The sequence below is a fragment of the Paenibacillus sp. J45TS6 genome, from assembly GCF_018403285.1.
GTDB lineage: Bacteria > Bacillota > Bacilli > Paenibacillales > Paenibacillaceae > Paenibacillus.
Genome location: NZ_BOSJ01000002.1, coordinates 234,691 through 251,918, shown reverse-complemented (window position 1 = coordinate 251,918; position 17,228 = coordinate 234,691). Strand labels below are relative to the sequence as shown.

The window sequence follows — 17,228 nt, the reverse complement described above, 5'->3', positions numbered from 1 at the left end:
CTAAGAAGAATGATGATTTATCGCTTCGGTAACTGGGTTACATAGCTGTCTGAAAGGTGAAGCAGCTCAAGCGCACGATCGTATTTGTCTTTGCTGACCGTTCCCTTGTTTATGTTCTTGCTTGCTTCCTTCAGCGCATCCGGCGGTGGATTCAGAGAAGATACAAACGAAGGATCGGCTGTCTCTTCAATTAAGGGAAGCGGATACCGTGTACCGTCTTCATAACCGCTGCCTGGAATAAACATGCCTTCTTCGGTAATCAGCGATCCAGAAGGAAGGTAATAACGCTCTGGAAGAAGGTTAGAATGACCTGTCAGCAAATCCTGACCGAAATGAATATATTCGTCCATGGATATGCCAAGTAAGCTTGCGACGGTAGGCACAATATCGGATTGACCTCCAAGTTGATCAATACGAGCCCCGTCAATGGCACCTGGTGCAGTGATAATAAGCGGGATGTTCATCATATCCGCGCGAGTATAATCACGTCCAAAAATTTCTTTCATCAGAACCCGATCATCTTCCTCAAGTGAATAGAGAGGGAGTCCGAGATGGTCTCCATATAGAACAATGAGGCTCTTATCCCATACCCCGTTATCTTTCAGCTGCTCAATGAAAATACCAAGTTCATAATCAGCATAGTTCTGGGCTCTTATATAATCACCTACGAGCGTATTTTCATATCGCGCTGGAAGCTCCATTTTATATTTGCTTTCGGGCAGATGATATGGATGATGTGCAGACATGGATATGACCTGAGAATAAAAAGGTTTATCCGTGTCCTGAAGCGACTTCAGCTCTTCAGAAGTTTTCTTATACAGCACTTCATCAGAGGCGGAAAACGCAATTGCGTCTTCATTACCGAAAAAGTCCATATCGTAATATTTTCCGAAGCCGAGTGCAGCATACATCTCTTTACGGTTCCAGAACTCTACCTTGTTGGTATGAAAAGTGGTTGTATTATATCCGTACTTATCCAGTAGTTTGGCTAAACTAGGCACCTCATAATCAGCATATACCTGGGAAGCAGCACCTCTTGCTGGAATGTAATACGAAGAGTTCACGACAAACTCTGCATCCGATGTATTTCCTTGACCTACTTGCTGATAGAAGTTTGAAAAATACAGGCTTTCTTTTGCAAGTGCATTTAGATTCGGTGTGATTTCTATACCGTCGATATGAAGTCCAATCAAGAAATTCTGGAACGACTCCATTTGAATAATGATGACATTCCGTCCTTTGGCTGCGTCCCAATAAGTAGAAATCGCAGGCTGATCGGCGGAGAAACCTTTTAGTTCATTAATTTTATCCTGTGTAATCTGGTCAGAAGGTACGGGATCACTAGGTTTATCTGCGGCAATCATATAAGCCTCGTAATTAAGTATTCCCATCGATTCGGCTTGATTCAGCTCATTCATACTGGCACGGTTTGGCCAAATGTTATAGATGGTCAATAGCGCAGAAAAAGCAAAGATAACGACAGCCGTCCGCTTACCTATACGAGGCAAGGTTATATTTGATCTAGAACCCTGTTTCTTTTGCCTAATCCTGCGCTGAATATAATAAACACTAAGCACAATAACATCAACAAAGATCAGCAGATAATAGGGTGCAAGCAGAGAGAAAACACTGCTGTTGACGGAAGTAACTTGATTTACTTGAGCTAGTGCATGATATGTAACGATGACCCCATAATATTTGTAGTACATAATGGCAGCAAAGAAAACGATGGTAATGACCAGATTGGCAATCATGTAATAGCCGATTTTACGTTTATGAGAAAAGCGTTCAATAAAACAAAAAATAAGCCATACAAAAGGAACCTCGGTGAGTAAAGGTTGCCAGAAAGGAATGTTGTCAAAGATGGCATACCAAGTCAGGTAGCTTTTTATAATCATAATTAAGGTGAAGAATACAAATGGCTTCGTAATCAATCTGCTCCATATTGGGCGTTCCAACAGGTTCCCTCCTTTACTTCCATGTGACAAGCTATAATGTAAAATAATGGTTTTATTATATCTTATTTTAGAATATATGCTATCTCCACATTTATAAGAAATATTATCCTATGCATGCTAGGGGTTGTCAAAAGACAATCTATTCATTATTGCAAGCAAATCTGACATATATAATATAAAATAACACTTAATGGATATCGATTACCTGAGGAGCATAAGGAGGGACTGTGGATGATACGCAATGTTATGCATTCAAACCAGAAGCTGTACAGCCGGTTATTGCTGTACATTACATTATGTGTGGCGTTCACGATGATCGCATCCACAATCGTTTATTATCTCTACTATAACCAGTTTCTAAAAAACCAGGCATTTCAAAATGATCTCACTAGTCTGGAGAGCACAAGCAGTGTAGTTACGAATATGACAGAAACTGCGGAAGCCTTGTCCTATCAAATCTATCGTAATTCCACGATATCAAAGCTGATGTTCTATAACGAACCCGGAATATACGACGAGACTGCAGCCATGCTTGAACTAAATAATTACTTGCGAACGATGCCGTATATTGAATCAATCTATGTAAATAACCAAAGCAACAGAACGTTCTATATTGCATCCAACCGAGAACAGAATGGAATCTACAACCAAGAAGAGGTCGTTGATACAGGAATTGTAGAAATCCTGCAAAATGTTGAGGACTACAAACCGTTTACTCCAATCCCCCGTAAATATCTCAGCAGTGACGGGGAGCAAATCTCTGTCTATTCCTTTCTTTGCTTTGATGCAATCGGACGCAGCCGGGGTCTCAATTCTGCGGTAGTCGTAAATCTATCCTCTAGCTGGATTAACAATTCTATTATTGGAAACGCTACCACTAGCGGATTCTCTTTCATCGTGGATGACCGGGGGAGGACACTTCATGTCGATACTTTGGATGAACTTGAAATGGATGAACAAAGTGCTAGAACGGTCCAACAGCAAATTTCAAAAGTTGAATCCGGTTATTTTGTTGATGATTTTTTAGGTGAAAAATCACTTCTTTCCTATAGTTCTCCTGATGCGCTCGACTGGCAGTATGTGCAGGTTACACCTTATACAAGTATTACATCACATACATCGAAGATTAGAAATATGACCATTATGCTTGCTGCCCTAGTATTGGGTATCGGACTTTTTATGTCTTTTCTTCTGTCTCGGAGATTGTATGTACCCTTTAGGCAGGTCCTGTCTCAGAATCACTCGCTTGAAGTTGAGAAACGTAATGGGATGTTTACGGTGAAACAGAATACACTTCGTAACATGGTCAGAGCCAAAGGGGGCTGGAATCCAAGGCTTGCCGGACAATATAAAGAACTCGGGATCACGGTAAGTCTAACTGAACCATATTATGTTGTGCTGTTGTCTATTGATCGTTTTGGAATACTGATGCAGGAGCGTGGGGCATCAATACTACCCTATAAATTTGCAATGATGAATATTGCCTCAGAAGTCTGCTCACAAGCGTTTCGAGTAGAGACCGTTGATATGGATGAGGATAGTGTACTTCTATTCATGAACCGGACTGAGGGAAGCATCCTTTCCGAGAATGAACTCATGGAATCCGTTATAAGGCAAATCCAGGAGGCTTCTGAGGAATATTTAAAAATCAGCTTATCCGCTGTTTACAGCTCAGCAGCAGATCGGCCTGAACAGCTTCGGGAATACCATAAACATACCAAAGAAGCCATGAAGTATCGTTTTTTTTATGGGGAAAAAAGCGTAATATGCGGAGATACCATCGCAGCTTATCAAAGTTACTCCTATATCTATCCAGCAGATAAGGAAAACAAATATGTAGAACTGCTGATGGAAGGGAAGATAGAAGATGCCAAACATGTATTTGCAGATATGTTGCTTGCTACTGAGTCCTATCCTTATCAGGCGGTAGAGCTTGCTTACTCCCGTTTATCGTTAACGACGAGCAGTGTTCTGGATAACATCCAAAAACGGAACGGTTTTACGCTATCTTTCGAAGAAATCCCTTCTCTACACCACTATGAATCCTTAGCTGAATGCATTGGTGATTATCATCAGCGCCTTGATGAAGTTCAGTTGAAACTACAGGATAAACGCAGTGATAAACAACTTGGCTTAATGAAACGAATGAATGAGATGATTGAGCACCGTTATATTGATCCTGCGCTTTCTTTACAACAGATTGCGGAAGAACTGCAGATGTCTCCTGTCTATCTCGGGCGGATCTATAAACAGCACCATTTAAAAACCGTTGTAGATGCAATCAATGAAGAACGGATTAAAAATGCCTGTCAGCTGCTAATGGAGACAGATGATTCAATAGGGAATATTGCCGAAAAAGTAGGTTTTACAAGCAGTTCCTACTTTCACAGGATGTTTAAGCGATTCTACAGTATCACGCCAACTGATTACAGGCGCTCCCGGCAAGTCGATGCCTAAAAATAAGAAGCGGCCAGACTAAAGTCTGGCCGCTTCTTATTTGCCTGCAACGTTTTACTGAATTCCTTGTTCTTCTACGTACGCATTCCACTGTTTGGTATACTCGGTTTGCACCTTTTCAAGCCCAGCCTGTTTGGCTTTAGCGAGGAAAGTATCTATACCTTCATCAATATTAGTGACAAGTCCAGCAAGTAACGGATAAAGATACTGTTTTTCTACCTGCTCAAGTGCTGCTTTTTCGGCTTGGTAGGAAGTGTAGTCTTCAGCAAATCCGGTGAATATATCCGGTTTCTGCACTTTATCCAGCTCTGCGAAGATCGCTTTCACACCATCGTATCCTTCATCAAACAACATGAACTCAGGATTACGCCAAGCCCAGCCATTCATGCCTTCACGAGGGAAGCCGTTAGACTGCGCATCTCCAATCAATTTGTAATATCCATTGGCGTCAACTTCATAGTTCTTGCCTTCGATTCCGTATTGAGTAAAGAGATTATATCTTTTGTCTGTGACAAGCTTTTCATAAAAGGCAAGAGCGCGTTCTGCATTTTTGCTGTTCTTTGGTACAGCAAATCCGTTGTGAATCGGATGCACCGGTGTAGAGTATCCTGTTTTCTCTGCAAAAGGAGTATAAGCGAGCTCCCAATCGGGTTGAGAAGCTTTTATTTTAATCACCGCATCGTTGAAGCGGGTAGGATTATCGCCAAAGATGGCAGCCGATTTACCGGACGTAATTTGGCTTTGAAGGGTATCTTTGATGTTGAGTACGTTTTTAGGAATGAATCCCTTATCAGCCCAGCGCTTCAACATTTCAAGTTCAGCCTTGTGTTCCTCAGAACCCCAGAAAATAAAAGGCTCCTTCGGATTGTCATATTTCACTCCGACTCCGTATTTGGTAGGGCCTGCAAAGCTGCTGATTTCCGTATACCGGTCATGAAGGTTGCCGATCACATCACTGTTTAGGGAAACCGGCATCATACCCGGCTCATTTTTCTTGATGCCGTCCATGTACGCTTCAAAGGTTTCGAGATCGACCGGCTTAGGCAGATCATATTTTTTACGCAAATCTTCACGATAGACAAAACCATTATTTACGTATTCTTTATAGGTAGCCGGAATTGTATAAATGCTATCGTCAATCTTCACTGCATTCCACATGTCTTCTGGAACAAACTTATGAAGTTCTGGAGCTGCAACAGGAAGGAGCTCATCCAGTGCCAGGAAGGCGCCTGCTTTTGCGTAGGATTGATACTGTGTCCACTCTGCTGTAAAGATGAGGTCTATGGATTGACCAGATGAGAGCAGCAGTTTATATTTCTGATCCCAGTCTGTCCAGGTAGTAAAGTTAAATTTAACAGTAGTATTCAGGTCTTCCTGAGCCATTTTGTTAATCTCAGCTTCAATCACAGCTAAATCTTTAGGAGCATCTCCCAGCATGTAGAACTGAAGCTCTACTTTCTTAGAGGTGTCCAGCTTACCGTCTTCTGTCACGGGAGCGTTCCCGCTGTTCTGACCTGTGTTGCTGCAGCCGGTTAAGATGATGATACATAGAAAAACGGTGGAAAGCAGGATGGAACAAGTGCGTTTTACTGTTCTTTTCATGTGAATCCTCCCTTTAAGAATTATTCTTGTATCTACAATCTATGTTAGCTGCGGCAGAAGCAACGGACATTCTCGCTCAACCTGCAGTCTTAACCTTTTACCGCCCCAATGGTGAGTCCCTTTACAAAGTATCGTTGTACAAAGGGATATAGCAGCAGGATGGGACCTGTAACGACGATGGCCATCGCCATTTTCATAGATTCCGTCGGCAAGTTGCCGGAGAGGGAAACACCGGTGCCCGCTCCCATATTAGCCAAGAAGGCGCTGGAGTTAATCACATTGTATAAATAGTACTGAAGCTGATATTTATGCGGCGAGTTAATAAACAGGGAAGAGGAGAACCAGTCGTTCCAGTAGTGTAAAGCAAGGAAAAGTCCAACGGTGGCAATCCCGGGCATCGCGAGCTTTAGGGCAATTCGGTAGTAGATTGTAAAATCATTTGCACCATCCATTTTGGCAGACTCAAATAACTCTTCCGGTACACCTGAACGGATAAAATTTTTCATTAGGATAATAAGAAAAGGAGTCATGAGCCCAGGCAGAATGAGAGCAGCGACGGAATCCAGCAGTCCCAAGTATCTAGTAATCATGATGTACCATGGAACAAGCCCGCCCCCAAACAGGGTGGTGAAATAGATATAGAACGAGAAGCTGTTACGGTATTTAAAATCTTTGCGGGCAAGTACATAACCAGCCATTGTCATCAAAAAAAGTCCAAGTAACGTACCGCTTACGGTCGTAAATAGGGTAATCCCATATGCTCGCAGCACCTCCTCCGGAAATATGAAGATCGCTTTGTATCCTTCAAATGAGATCTCTCCGGGAATGAACTTAAATCCATCTCTTACGATGGAATCGTTACTTGTCAGTGAAGCAGAAATGATGAGCAGGAAGGGAAGCAGACAGATGATTGAGGTAAAGATTACAACCGTGTAGGCAATGACTTGTAGCAGCCGGGTATAGTGGTCATCTTTGATGCTCGTGTTCATGTTCTCTTCTCCCTTCTAGAATAAAGCGTAGTCTTCGTTAATTTTACGAATGATGGTGTTGACCGTCATGACGAGCACAAATCCAAACATGGACTGATATACGCCGGCTGCCGAAGCCATTCCCATATCAAACGTGACTTTTAGAGAACGATACACATACGTATCGAGAATGTCGGTTGTGTTGTACAGAATGCCGTTGTTTCCAACAAGCTGATAGAACAAATCGAACTGCCCCTTCATAATGCTGCCTAGTGCAAACAGAAGCAGAATAACAAAGGTAGGTTTAAGCATAGGGAGTGTGATGTTCCAGATCCGTTGAAAAATATTCGCACCGTCAATTTTAGCGGCTTCATAATATTCTTCGCTGATCCCTGTAATGGTTGCGAGATAGATGACCATGCTGTAGCCGAGATTTTTCCAAAGATAAAAAATAATGATGAGAAAAATCCATACATACGGTTTGTTATAGACATCAACAGGCTCGTATCCAAACTGAACAAGCAGGGTATTCAGAAACCCATTGTCATAGTTAAACATGTTGTAGACGATGACACTTAGGATAACGAAGGAGACAAAGTAAGGCAGGAACATAACAGATTGGGTTATTTTCTTAAAAAAGGCCCCTCTGATTTCGTTTAGTAGAACGGCAACGACGATAGCAAGTACGTTACCCAGTACAATAAAAGCCAGATTGTAACCGATGGTGTTCATTGTAAGTTTCATGAGAGTGCCGGATTGCCACAGAAACTTAAAGTTCTGCAGTCCCACAAATTCGGCTTGGAATAAACTTGTGTTAAAGCTGAATTTGGTGAATGCATAGTAGATCCCTACCATGGGCAAGTAGTTGTTGATAAAGAAGAAGAGTAAGGTAGGAAGCAGCATCAGAAACATGATCTTGTTCTTCCTAATTTCTTTTATAAAGGAACGAAACCGTCCTGTTCGCGCTTTTGATCCGGGTACGGTTTGAGGCCTAAGCGGGATTAGCGCCTCTCCTTGAGGATCGGATTTTGCCAAAGTCATTCACCCTTTCTCTGTGATCTGGACTATCTGGTATTCAGTATAGGAAAGCGTTTACCAAACGTATAGTGAAGCCTTTTGTCCTTTGTGAACAAACGAAGGAATGGGGGTGTGAACGATTTATACTTTTATGAAGAAAAGTGGTGGGGAAGGTTGATGTGACGTGGTTTCAGGGGTTGGCGGAAAAGGGAAACGGTGTTATTGCAGAAGTTGGGGAGGAGGGAAACGGTGATTTCGAGCTCTCTGCTCCGCTTGTTTTGTCTGGACAGGGTGGATTCGAAAGGTGAAGAGGTCCAGCCAAAGCCAAAGTCGCGCCGATCTCATAATCTCCTTATTCCCTGGAGTTACGCTAGCGTAGTTCCGAAAGTGCAGGGCAAAATCATCCTTCCCCTAGATGGGGGGCGGTAAGGGACATCGTTGCTCCCTGAGATGAGCAACGAGTCCAAGGGAAATGAATTAAGGAATAAGAAAAAAGGATTCGGGCGAAGTGAAATTAGAGTAAATGTGGATAGGTAACATATAAATACGTAAGATATGAATACATAAAAAGGGATTAAACAAAAAAAGTACGCAAAAAAAGAGTACAGAAAAAGAGTACAGAAAAAGAGTACAAAAAAGAGTACACAAAAAACCGTCCCCCCCTGTTCAGGCTAGAACAGGAAGTGGACGGGTTGCATTATTTTATATTACTCTGCGGTGTACATCGTTACAAAGGATGGGCGGGTGAAGATTGACGGTGCTTGTGCAGCAATACCTTCGCTTGTATCGCGTTTAGCATGTGCGTGGGAATAGGCTTGAGACTTCTGCCATGCTTCAAAACTTTCTTTGGATACCCATGCGGTCAGAATGACATACGTGTCACTGTTCAGTGGACGAAGTACGCGGATGCCGGAAAAACCAGATTCGCCTTCCACTTTACGTGCGCGGTTCATGAATCGTGCTTCAAACGCTTCTCGTCCCTCTTCGGTAACAGGGATGTTATTCATAACGATGAAGTTGCTGCCTGCGATCGTACCATTTGCATCAATGACTTCATATCCGGGAACCGCTGCTTCTCCCTCGATAGGATTATCCATTTCGACAATGTAACGTGTACCTTCTTCGCCTTGGAGCGTGACGTAGTGATGTTCCTCGCGTGCATCTGTGATCGGTGATGAGAAAATATAAAGATACATAATAACAACCTCCTGTGCACTAATAATGAGATAACATGTATTACCATCAAAATATAGCATATAAACAGGTCGCTTTCTAAACATGAGAGATAGATTAGCTATTTATCGTTATTTCTTTTATTATATCTTGTCTGTTCATCCCGGAGTTTCTTTCGTATTTGTCTGGATTTATCAATTTCATTTTTTACTACGTTTCGTTTCTGAGGTAATTTACTTCTAATATCTAAAAGGATAAGGATAACGATCCCTAACAATATAATTATAAAAAGCATAAAGGGTCTCCTTTGTGTTCATTTCATCTATTATATTACAAATAATGTAATTCACGAAGTGCTGTAAACATACTTTCTAACTTGTTGTTCACTGGTTTCTGGCATGCTGTTCTGTTACAGTGAAGAGATGAATAAGACCAGGAGCGGGTGAAAATATGAGTTACGATATTTCCATATCGGTAAGACCGCTGGTAGAGTACGTCTACCGCAGCGGCAGCATTACGAGCGGTTTCAGGACGAATGCTACGATGCATGAAGGGACCCGGATTCATCAGAGCATACAGAAAACCTATGCGGAAACAGATCAGAAGGAAGTATTTCTTACCGCAGATATTCAGCATGAGGAGCTGTTATTCCATATCGAAGGGCGCTGTGATGGGCTCATCCAGCTAAACGGAGAGTGGACGATTGATGAGATCAAATCAACCGCAGCACCGCTATCGGACCTGGGAGAAGGACTGCAAGTCCACTGGGCGCAGGGGAAAATGTATGCTTATATGCATGCCAAAGCACAGAACTTGCCCCGCATGCAGGTACAGCTTACCTATGTACGTACGGGCAGCGGAGAACAGCGGAAATTGCTTGAAGCTTATACCTTCGAAGAGCTGGAAGCATACGCACACGAGATCGTAGCAGCGTATGCTCCCTATGCGGACATGCTCCGTATCCATGAGGAAGAGCGGAATCATTCGATTGAGGCGCTGCCCTTTCCTTTCCCGAATTACCGGGCGGGTCAGCGGAAATTTGCAGGTGCCGTTTTTAAAACGATTCAAGAAGGTGCGGGACTCATGGCAAAGGCACCTACAGGAATCGGGAAGACGATGTCCACCTTGTTTCCGGCAGTGAAAGCGATGGGAGCAAAACATATCAGCAAAATTTTCTACCTTACTGCGCGGACGACGACAAGAGCAACGGCAGAAGAGGCTTTTGCTAGGATGCAGGCACAGGGACTTCATGTGAGCAGCGTAACGATTACTGCTAAAGACAAGATTTGTTTTAAAGAAGAGGAAGCTTGCGATGCAGGAAAGTGCTCATTATGCGAAGGATATTATGACCGGATTAACGGAGCTGTTCTCGATATTATGACAAATGAGACGATCATGACGCGGCCTGTGATTGAACAGTATGCACGTAAACATCGGGTATGTCCGTTTGAATACTCTCTCGATATCGCCTATGCGGCTGATGCGGTAGTCTGTGATTATAACTATATTTTTGATCCGAGAGTATCTCTGAAGCGGCTGATGGAAGACCAGAAGAAAAAGACAGCCGTCCTTGTCGATGAGGCACATAACTTAGTGGATCGAGGCAGAAACATGTTCTCGGCAGAGCTTGTGAAATCAGTTTTTCTAGGAATTAAGAGCGAGTATAAGACGGCAAATGAAGGTGTATCTCGCGCAGCAGGAGAGGTCAATTCCTTCTTGCTTGCCGTTAAAAATAATTGTAATGCAGATGGCCGAATCATCCAGTCCGAACTGCCTGAAGCACTGATTCAAAAGCTGGAGAAGTTTGTGGAGACAGCAGAAATTGAGCTGGTAACGGGAACTGCAGCATCCAGGGTGAGTGTAGAAGCACAGGAAGAACTGCTCAGTACCTACTTCGCAGCACAAAACTTTATTCGGATGGCGAAGTTCTATGACGAACGTTATCTAACCTATGCGGAGATTATTCGCAGTGATTTCAAAATCAAAATCTTCTGTCTCGATCCTTCCGAACTGCTTCGGCAAGCAGGAAAAGGCTATCGCTCCATTATCCATTTCTCAGCGACTCTGTCACCGATGAATTATTACCGGGATATGCTGGGTGCGGGTGAAGAGGATTATACGCTGAGCATTCCTTCACCATTCAACAAGGATCAGCTGGATGTAAGGCTTGTCCCTGTCTCGGTTCGTTATAATGACCGCGAGCGCTCGAAGCAGGTCATCGCAAAGCTGATTCAGCAAGTCGCAGAAGAGCGGCCGCGTACGAATCTGCTTGTCTTTTTTCCTTCTTATGCGTACATGCAGGAAGTATATGATGCCTTTACTCAGGAGCAAGGCCAGGGGATCGATACGGTGATTCAGCAGTCATTCATGAGCGAAGAGGAGCGGGATGCCTTCTTGCAAGCTTTTCAGCCGCATCCAGAGCGAACCCGGCTTGCTTTTGCCGTACTTGGGGGCGTGTTCTCAGAAGGGGTGGATTTGCCAGGGGATCGACTGAACGGTGTCATAGTGGTGGGAACGGGATTGCCGCAGATTGGCATGGAGAACAACATGCTGAAGGATTATTTTAATAAAACAGGGCGTAATGGATTTAACTATGCGTATGTTTTTCCAGGCATGAATAAAGTGCTTCAGGCAGGCGGGCGGCTCATTCGAACCGAAGAAGATGAAGGCGTGCTCGTGCTGATTGATGATCGCTTTACCCAGGAACCTTATCGCTCCTTACTGCCTGAAGAGTGGAGAGAATATGAGCTCGTTAACCCTGCTTCCCTTTGACAAAAGCCCTGACGAACTGAATGAAATAATAGAGAAAAATCCAAGGTAAGATATACAGGGTAATCCACTCAATTAAATGAATAACAAATAAGCCGAGCGAACCTGTATTAACACCAGTCATAACTAGTACGAAAAGGAATACAAAACCGAGAACAGAGTAAAACAATAGTTTGTTTGCTTTTTTCGATATGGGATGAGGAGCGTAGGATTGATCTTGTTCCAGATCATTCATAATAACATCATCCAAAGGCCCCTCCTGAGGAGGGGTATTTTTGTTATGGCTTTAGCCAGTTGAGTGCGTGAAACGCGCGAAACAAAAAACCACCCGCTATGCGGGTGGAACAATCAAAGGTTTGACCACTAAGACCATTCCGATAGAATTGAGATGTTCAGGCTCAAAGAAAGGAATGGTCTTAGATGGCAAACAAGAGCTACAGCCTAGCTCACACAAAGTGGATGTGCAAATACCACATTGTATTCACCCCGAAGTATAGACGGAAAGAGATCTATAATCAAGTAAGAAAAGATCTAATTGAAATATTCAAACGTTTATGTAAGTACAAAGGAGTAGAAATCATAGAAGGACACATGATGCCAGACCATGTGCACATGTTGGTAGCAATCCCACCCAAAATTGCAGTCTCATCATTCATGGGCTATCTAAAAGGTAAAAGCTCTCTAATGATCTTTGAGAAACATGCCCAGCTAAAATACAAATACGGGAATCGAAAGTTTTGGGCAGAAGGATATTATGTGAGTACGGTGGGCTTAAATGAAGCAACGGTACGAAAATACATCCGAGAACAAGAAGCACACGACCAAGCAGTAGATAAGCTGAGTGTTAAAGAGTATGAAGATCCATTCATCAGCAACAGGAGCAAAAAGAAATAAACCAGTTTAACTGGTAAGTGAAAGTGACAAATAACAATGAGCCTGAACAGATTTACTGTCAGGCTAGCGTCTTTAGGCGCAGTTTGGCAACAAGGGGTTATACCCCAAGAACAAACCACCCGTTTTACGGGTGGTCCTGATTATTCGGTTGATGATCTGTCATAGTTCAATCACCTCTAGCGGATGGGCGAGCTTTGCCAGTGATTCTTGGTTAAACCGTTCTCTGCCTTCCCTATTTGCGTACCCGTCATGGTAATGCATGAGTAGCGTTTTCCGCTGAATGGATTCGGGCAATGCCTGAATATCACCTAGTGAAGTGTGCGAGCCGATCGTTACGTCCTGCATATGGCACTCATAAAGAATGATTTTTACATCTTGATCGATGTCTAGCAGTAGATCCCGGTCCATGGTAGCGTCTCCGCTGTAATAGAAATATCCTCTTGCGAGTAGACCGCAGCTTATCATGCCTGGTACATGCTGGGTTCTGGTCATCTCATACGTTATCCCGCCAATAGTGAAGGGAGTTCCCTCTTGTAACGGTACGATATGAAAATAATCCTCGAGAGATTTTTCACCGCCTACGGTGTATTTCATCCCGGGCTCCAGCGTGCGCCATAGCGGGTCAACCAATTGCTCGTGAATATACAAAGTCGGTTTATGATCGCCAAATACTTGTGCGTAGTAGCCAAGCTGCTGTAAGCCGTTGATGTGATCGTCATGCAGATGAGTAATGAACACATCCCGTACATCGCTGAGGGGAATTCCTAGTTTGTGAAGTACTTTGCTATTAGACTCGGGAAAATCAATAATGAGCCTTGTACCTTCATGCTCGATCATGGCACTGTTATGATCCTGTTCGAAGCTGAACATGTCGCCGGTTCCAAGAAATTTAATCTGCATAATAAAACACCTCTCTTTCATGTTTATTATAACCGTCCTTTGCTAGAAAGGACGCTTTAAACGAAAGAGAGGTTGTATATAAACGTAATACTTATGTTTCTAGGTAAGATGATCCCACTGTAATCTATGAAATAATGCCGCGGATTTCATCAAGCGACTGAACGCCTTCTTGTTCCATCCAGGCTGTAACCCCTTCTATTAGATCTGGACCTGTACGTAGATTAATAAAATTAGCCGTGCCTACCTGTACGGCATCAGCGCCTGCCATAATAAACTCAATAACATCCTCAGCCGTTGTGATTCCGCCCATACCGAGAATAGGAAGGGTAACCGCGTGGGCAACTTGATGAACCATACGAAGAGCAATCGGTTTAATCGCAGGACCGGATAGCCCGGCATAACCATGCTCAAATACACTTTTGCGCTTGCGTATATCTATTTTCATAGCAGAGATGGTATTGATCAGGGAGAGGGCGTCTGCTCCTTCGTGCTCGCACATGATCGCCATTTCCGCCAAATTCTCAGCACCCGGCGATAACTTTACTATAAGAGGCAAGTTTGTCTTATTTCGCACTGCACGTACGACATGCCGTGCTGCATCAGTCTGAATCCCAAATGCCATTCCGCCTTCTTTTACGTTCGGGCAGGAGATATTCAGCTCAATCATATCGATCGAGGAACGGCCGGTCTCTTTGCGGACTCTCTGCTCATGTTCTTGAATGAGTTCTGCGCCGGCTCTATAATCCTCAAGTGTTCCGCCGCCGAGGTTCACAATTCGAACGGTATCTAGTGACTGCCAGTAGGCACACTCTTGTGTAAGAAAAGCATGGATTCCTGGATTCTCAAGGCCGATACTATTCATCATTCCTGCAGCCGTTTCCGCCATACGTGTCCCATTATTACCTTCTTTGGGTTGCAAGGTAAGGCCTTTACCCACAAATCCGCCTAGTTTATTAATATCATAAAATCCGCTGTATTCCCGTCCAAAACCAAAGGTACCGGAAGCCATGACGATGGGATTCTTAAATGAAATACCTGCAATATTACATGAAAGATCGATCATACGAAAGAAACCTCCTCTGCTTGAAAAACAGGGCCGTCCGTACACGTTTTTTTGCGTCCTGTTTTATGTTTCGTGCTGCAAGCAAGGCAAGCACCAACACCGCAAGCCATTTTATTCTCCAGAGAAACATAGACGCTCGCCGTGGTTTGCTCTGCTGCTTGTTTCGCTTGTACTGCTTTTAGCATTCCTTCAGGACCACATGCGATGACATGGTCATAATGAGAAAACGATAGGGTGTCCAAAATTGTACCGCCAACATCAACCGTAACAGAGGAAGAGACTTGTTTGAATTCTTCTACAAGATAGGGCTGATCGCTAAAACCAAGATAGACATCTGCATTCTCATACTGTTTTGCTGCGTAATAAAAAGGTGCAATTCCAATTCCGCCGCCGATCAGCGCAATTTTCCCGCTCAGTTCAGGAAATCCATTGCCAAATGGTCCTTCCAGCATCAGGTTGTCGCCTGCGCGGAGCTGATATAGACGGCGGGTTCCCTCGCCAACAACCAGGTATAGAAAACGGATGCTGTGATCCGTACAATCAAAGATACTAATGGGTCTTGGGAGCAGCGGATAGGTATCCCAGGCTCGAAGCATATAGAACTGTCCTGGTTTTCCGCCGCGTTCACATTCCACCTCAAGCAGACCCACTTTTTCATTCAGGTGCATATTGGAAATCACTTTTGCCATTAGAGTTCGCCCCTTTGGTACATTTCGATACACTTTGCATGAAAAACAGAACTTTTTCAATGAGTTAGATCACTTAGCAAGTACTCTGCCAAAAATCCGTGTAAGATGGATAAAGGTGTTCAATAGAAAAAAGGTTTTGTTAGCGCTGTCAATTTATATTGAATTTTTTGGGAAAACAGTGTAGCTTTAGGTAGTAAGTAAACCGAAATGAACTAAAAGGAACTTATAGGGGAGCGTGAAAGGGTAGATGAAGTCTTTTCTGGATGAGCAGTTTCTGTTGACGAACGACACAGCGATTACGTTGTTTGAGAACTATGCCAAGGATATGCCCATCATCGATTATCACTGTCACTTAAGTCCTAAGGAAATTTACGAGAATAAAACCTTCCGTAATCTGACGGAAGCTTGGCTATATGGAGATCATTACAAATGGCGGCTGCTTCGTGCGAATGGAGTAGAGGAGAAATACATAACCGGCGATGAAAGTGTCAGCGACTACGACCGGTTTATGGCCTGGGCTAGAACCGTACCACTGGCGATCGGGAATCCGGTCTATGCATGGTCACATCTAGAGCTTCAGAGATACTTTGGTGTATATGAACTGATTAACGAAAAGAATGCACCTGTGATTTGGGAAAAAGTAAACGCCAAACTGAATGGTGAAGGTTTTGGTGCACGTGATCTCATAACCAAATCAAATGTTACCGTAATTTGTACAACAGATGATCCGGCAGATACGCTGGAATATCACCTTCTAATTAAAGGGATTCCGGACTTCCATACCGAAGTGTTACCCTCTTTCCGTCCCGATAAAGGACTCGAGATCAATCGTGATGGCTTCCGTCCCTGGTTAACTCAGCTCGAACAGGTTGCCAAGCGAAAGATAGAAGACTATGATACCTTCCTTCAAGTAATGGAAGAGAGGGTGGATTTCTTTCACTCTGTAGGAGGACGGGTCTCCGATCATGCGCTTGATTATGTTCCTTATGCAGATACAACGAAAGAAGAGGCAGCTGCTATTTTTGCACAAGCTAGGACTGGCGCAAAGGTCAGCTTGAACGATGAGCAGAAATACAAGACTTATACGCTTGTTTTCCTAGGGAAGTTGTATGCAGCTCGGGGCTGGACCATGCAGTTCCATATCAATGCAGCGCGGAATAACAATACAAGAATGTTCCATCTGCTTGGACCGGATACGGGATATGACTCGATCAATGACAGCCTGATCGCAGGTCCGCTAGTTAAGCTCCTGGATTCGCTTGCAAGCGAAGATGCACTGCCAAGAACCATCCTCTACTCACTTAATTCGAGGGATAATGAGGTGCTGGCTGCAATTACGGGAAGTTTTCAAGGGGACGGGATTCCAGGCAAGATCCAGCTTGGATCTGCATGGTGGTTTAATGATACAAAAGACGGAATGCTTGCTCAGATGAAAGCACTCGCGAATGCGGGACTCATTAGCCGATTTGTTGGGATGCTCACGGATTCAAGGAGCTTCCTTTCGTATCCAAGGCATGAATATTTCCGCAGGTTAGTGTGCAATTTGCTTGGAGAGTGGGTAGAGCAAGGAGAAGTTCCCCACGATATGGAGTTGCTTGGAAATATCGTACAAGATATTTCATATCGAAATGCAAGGCAGTATTTTGAGTTCAGTTCCCAGGTATCTACAGCTAGGGAATAGTAGAGGTGTGAGGAAAGCGGTGGCAACGATGCCATCGCTTTTTTTGTATTCCAAGGG

Annotated in this window: 13 protein-coding genes; 4 read left to right on the top strand and 9 right to left on the bottom strand. The window is 43.7% G+C overall.

Translation table 11 applies throughout. The features are described 5' to 3' along the window. Nucleotides 1-17 precede the first annotated feature (17 nt). The gene (locus tag KJS58_RS03855) at nt 18-1,898 is read right to left on the bottom strand and encodes an LTA synthase family protein (RefSeq protein WP_213531047.1); all 1,881 of its coding nucleotides are present in this window, start codon (nt 1,896-1,898) and stop codon (nt 18-20) included. A gap of 291 nt (nt 1,899-2,189) precedes the next feature. Between KJS58_RS03855 and KJS58_RS03850 the strand changes: the two genes are divergently transcribed. Then, nucleotides 2,190-4,415: an AraC family transcriptional regulator gene (locus KJS58_RS03850; RefSeq protein WP_213530603.1), complete on the top strand. Its 2,226-nt coding sequence runs from the start codon at nt 2,190-2,192 to the stop codon at nt 4,413-4,415. Nucleotides 4,416-4,469: 54 nt separating this feature from the next. On the opposite strand, the gene KJS58_RS03845 is transcribed toward KJS58_RS03850, so the two are convergent. The 4 genes from KJS58_RS03845 to KJS58_RS03830 form a co-directional block, all read right to left on the bottom strand. After that, a complete protein-coding gene (locus KJS58_RS03845; RefSeq protein ID WP_213530601.1) occupies nt 4,470-6,017 on the bottom strand; it encodes an extracellular solute-binding protein in 1,548 nt (515 codons plus the stop codon). An 89-nt stretch (nt 6,018-6,106) separates the two neighbouring features. Then, nucleotides 6,107-7,006, bottom strand: coding sequence for a carbohydrate ABC transporter permease (locus tag KJS58_RS03840; protein ID WP_213530599.1), 900 nt, complete (start codon nt 7,004-7,006; stop codon nt 6,107-6,109). A gap of 15 nt (nt 7,007-7,021) precedes the next feature. Continuing rightward, on the bottom strand, nt 7,022-7,897 hold the full coding sequence (locus tag KJS58_RS03835) for an ABC transporter permease (protein ID WP_249716918.1): 876 nt from the start codon (nt 7,895-7,897) through the stop codon (nt 7,022-7,024). A gap of 812 nt (nt 7,898-8,709) precedes the next feature. Then, nucleotides 8,710-9,198 carry an antibiotic biosynthesis monooxygenase family protein gene (locus tag KJS58_RS03830; protein ID WP_213530595.1) on the bottom strand — a complete coding sequence of 163 codons (489 nt, stop codon included), beginning with the start codon at nt 9,196-9,198 and terminating at the stop codon, nt 8,710-8,712. 427 nt (nt 9,199-9,625) lie between these two features. Between KJS58_RS03830 and KJS58_RS03825 the strand changes: the two genes are divergently transcribed. After that, on the top strand, nt 9,626-11,947 hold the full coding sequence (locus KJS58_RS03825; protein ID WP_213530593.1) for an ATP-dependent DNA helicase: 2,322 nt from the start codon (nt 9,626-9,628) through the stop codon (nt 11,945-11,947). Here the strand turns inward: KJS58_RS03825 and KJS58_RS03820 are convergent. Next, nucleotides 11,928-12,194 (bottom strand): hypothetical protein, encoded by a 267-nt coding sequence (locus tag KJS58_RS03820; RefSeq protein ID WP_213530592.1) that lies wholly within the window; start codon nt 12,192-12,194, stop codon nt 11,928-11,930. The genes KJS58_RS03825 and KJS58_RS03820 overlap by 20 nt on opposite strands. Before the next feature lie 170 nt (nt 12,195-12,364). Between KJS58_RS03820 and tnpA the strand changes: the two genes are divergently transcribed. Continuing rightward, a complete protein-coding gene (gene tnpA / locus KJS58_RS03815) occupies nt 12,365-12,838 on the top strand; it encodes an IS200/IS605 family transposase (RefSeq protein WP_213530591.1) in 474 nt (157 codons plus the stop codon). Nucleotides 12,839-12,997: 159 nt separating this feature from the next. Here the strand turns inward: tnpA and KJS58_RS03810 are convergent, their stop codons facing one another. From KJS58_RS03810 to KJS58_RS03800, 3 genes are all read right to left on the bottom strand, one after another. Beyond that, nucleotides 12,998-13,738, bottom strand: coding sequence for an MBL fold metallo-hydrolase (locus KJS58_RS03810; RefSeq protein WP_213530590.1), 741 nt, complete (start codon nt 13,736-13,738; stop codon nt 12,998-13,000). 124 nt (nt 13,739-13,862) lie between these two features. Further along, the gene (locus tag KJS58_RS03805) at nt 13,863-14,801 is read right to left on the bottom strand and encodes a dihydroorotate dehydrogenase (RefSeq protein ID WP_213530589.1); all 939 of its coding nucleotides are present in this window, start codon (nt 14,799-14,801) and stop codon (nt 13,863-13,865) included. After that, complete coding sequence (locus tag KJS58_RS03800) at nt 14,798-15,490, bottom strand: dihydroorotate dehydrogenase electron transfer subunit (protein WP_213530588.1); 693 nt, start codon at nt 15,488-15,490, stop codon at nt 14,798-14,800. Before KJS58_RS03800 ends, KJS58_RS03805 begins: the two co-directional genes overlap by 4 nt. A 247-nt stretch (nt 15,491-15,737) precedes the next feature. On the opposite strand from KJS58_RS03800, the gene uxaC reads away from it, so the two are divergent. Further along, a complete protein-coding gene (uxaC, locus tag KJS58_RS03795) occupies nt 15,738-17,171 on the top strand; it encodes a glucuronate isomerase (protein WP_213530587.1) in 1,434 nt (477 codons plus the stop codon). Nucleotides 17,172-17,228 lie beyond the last annotated feature (57 nt).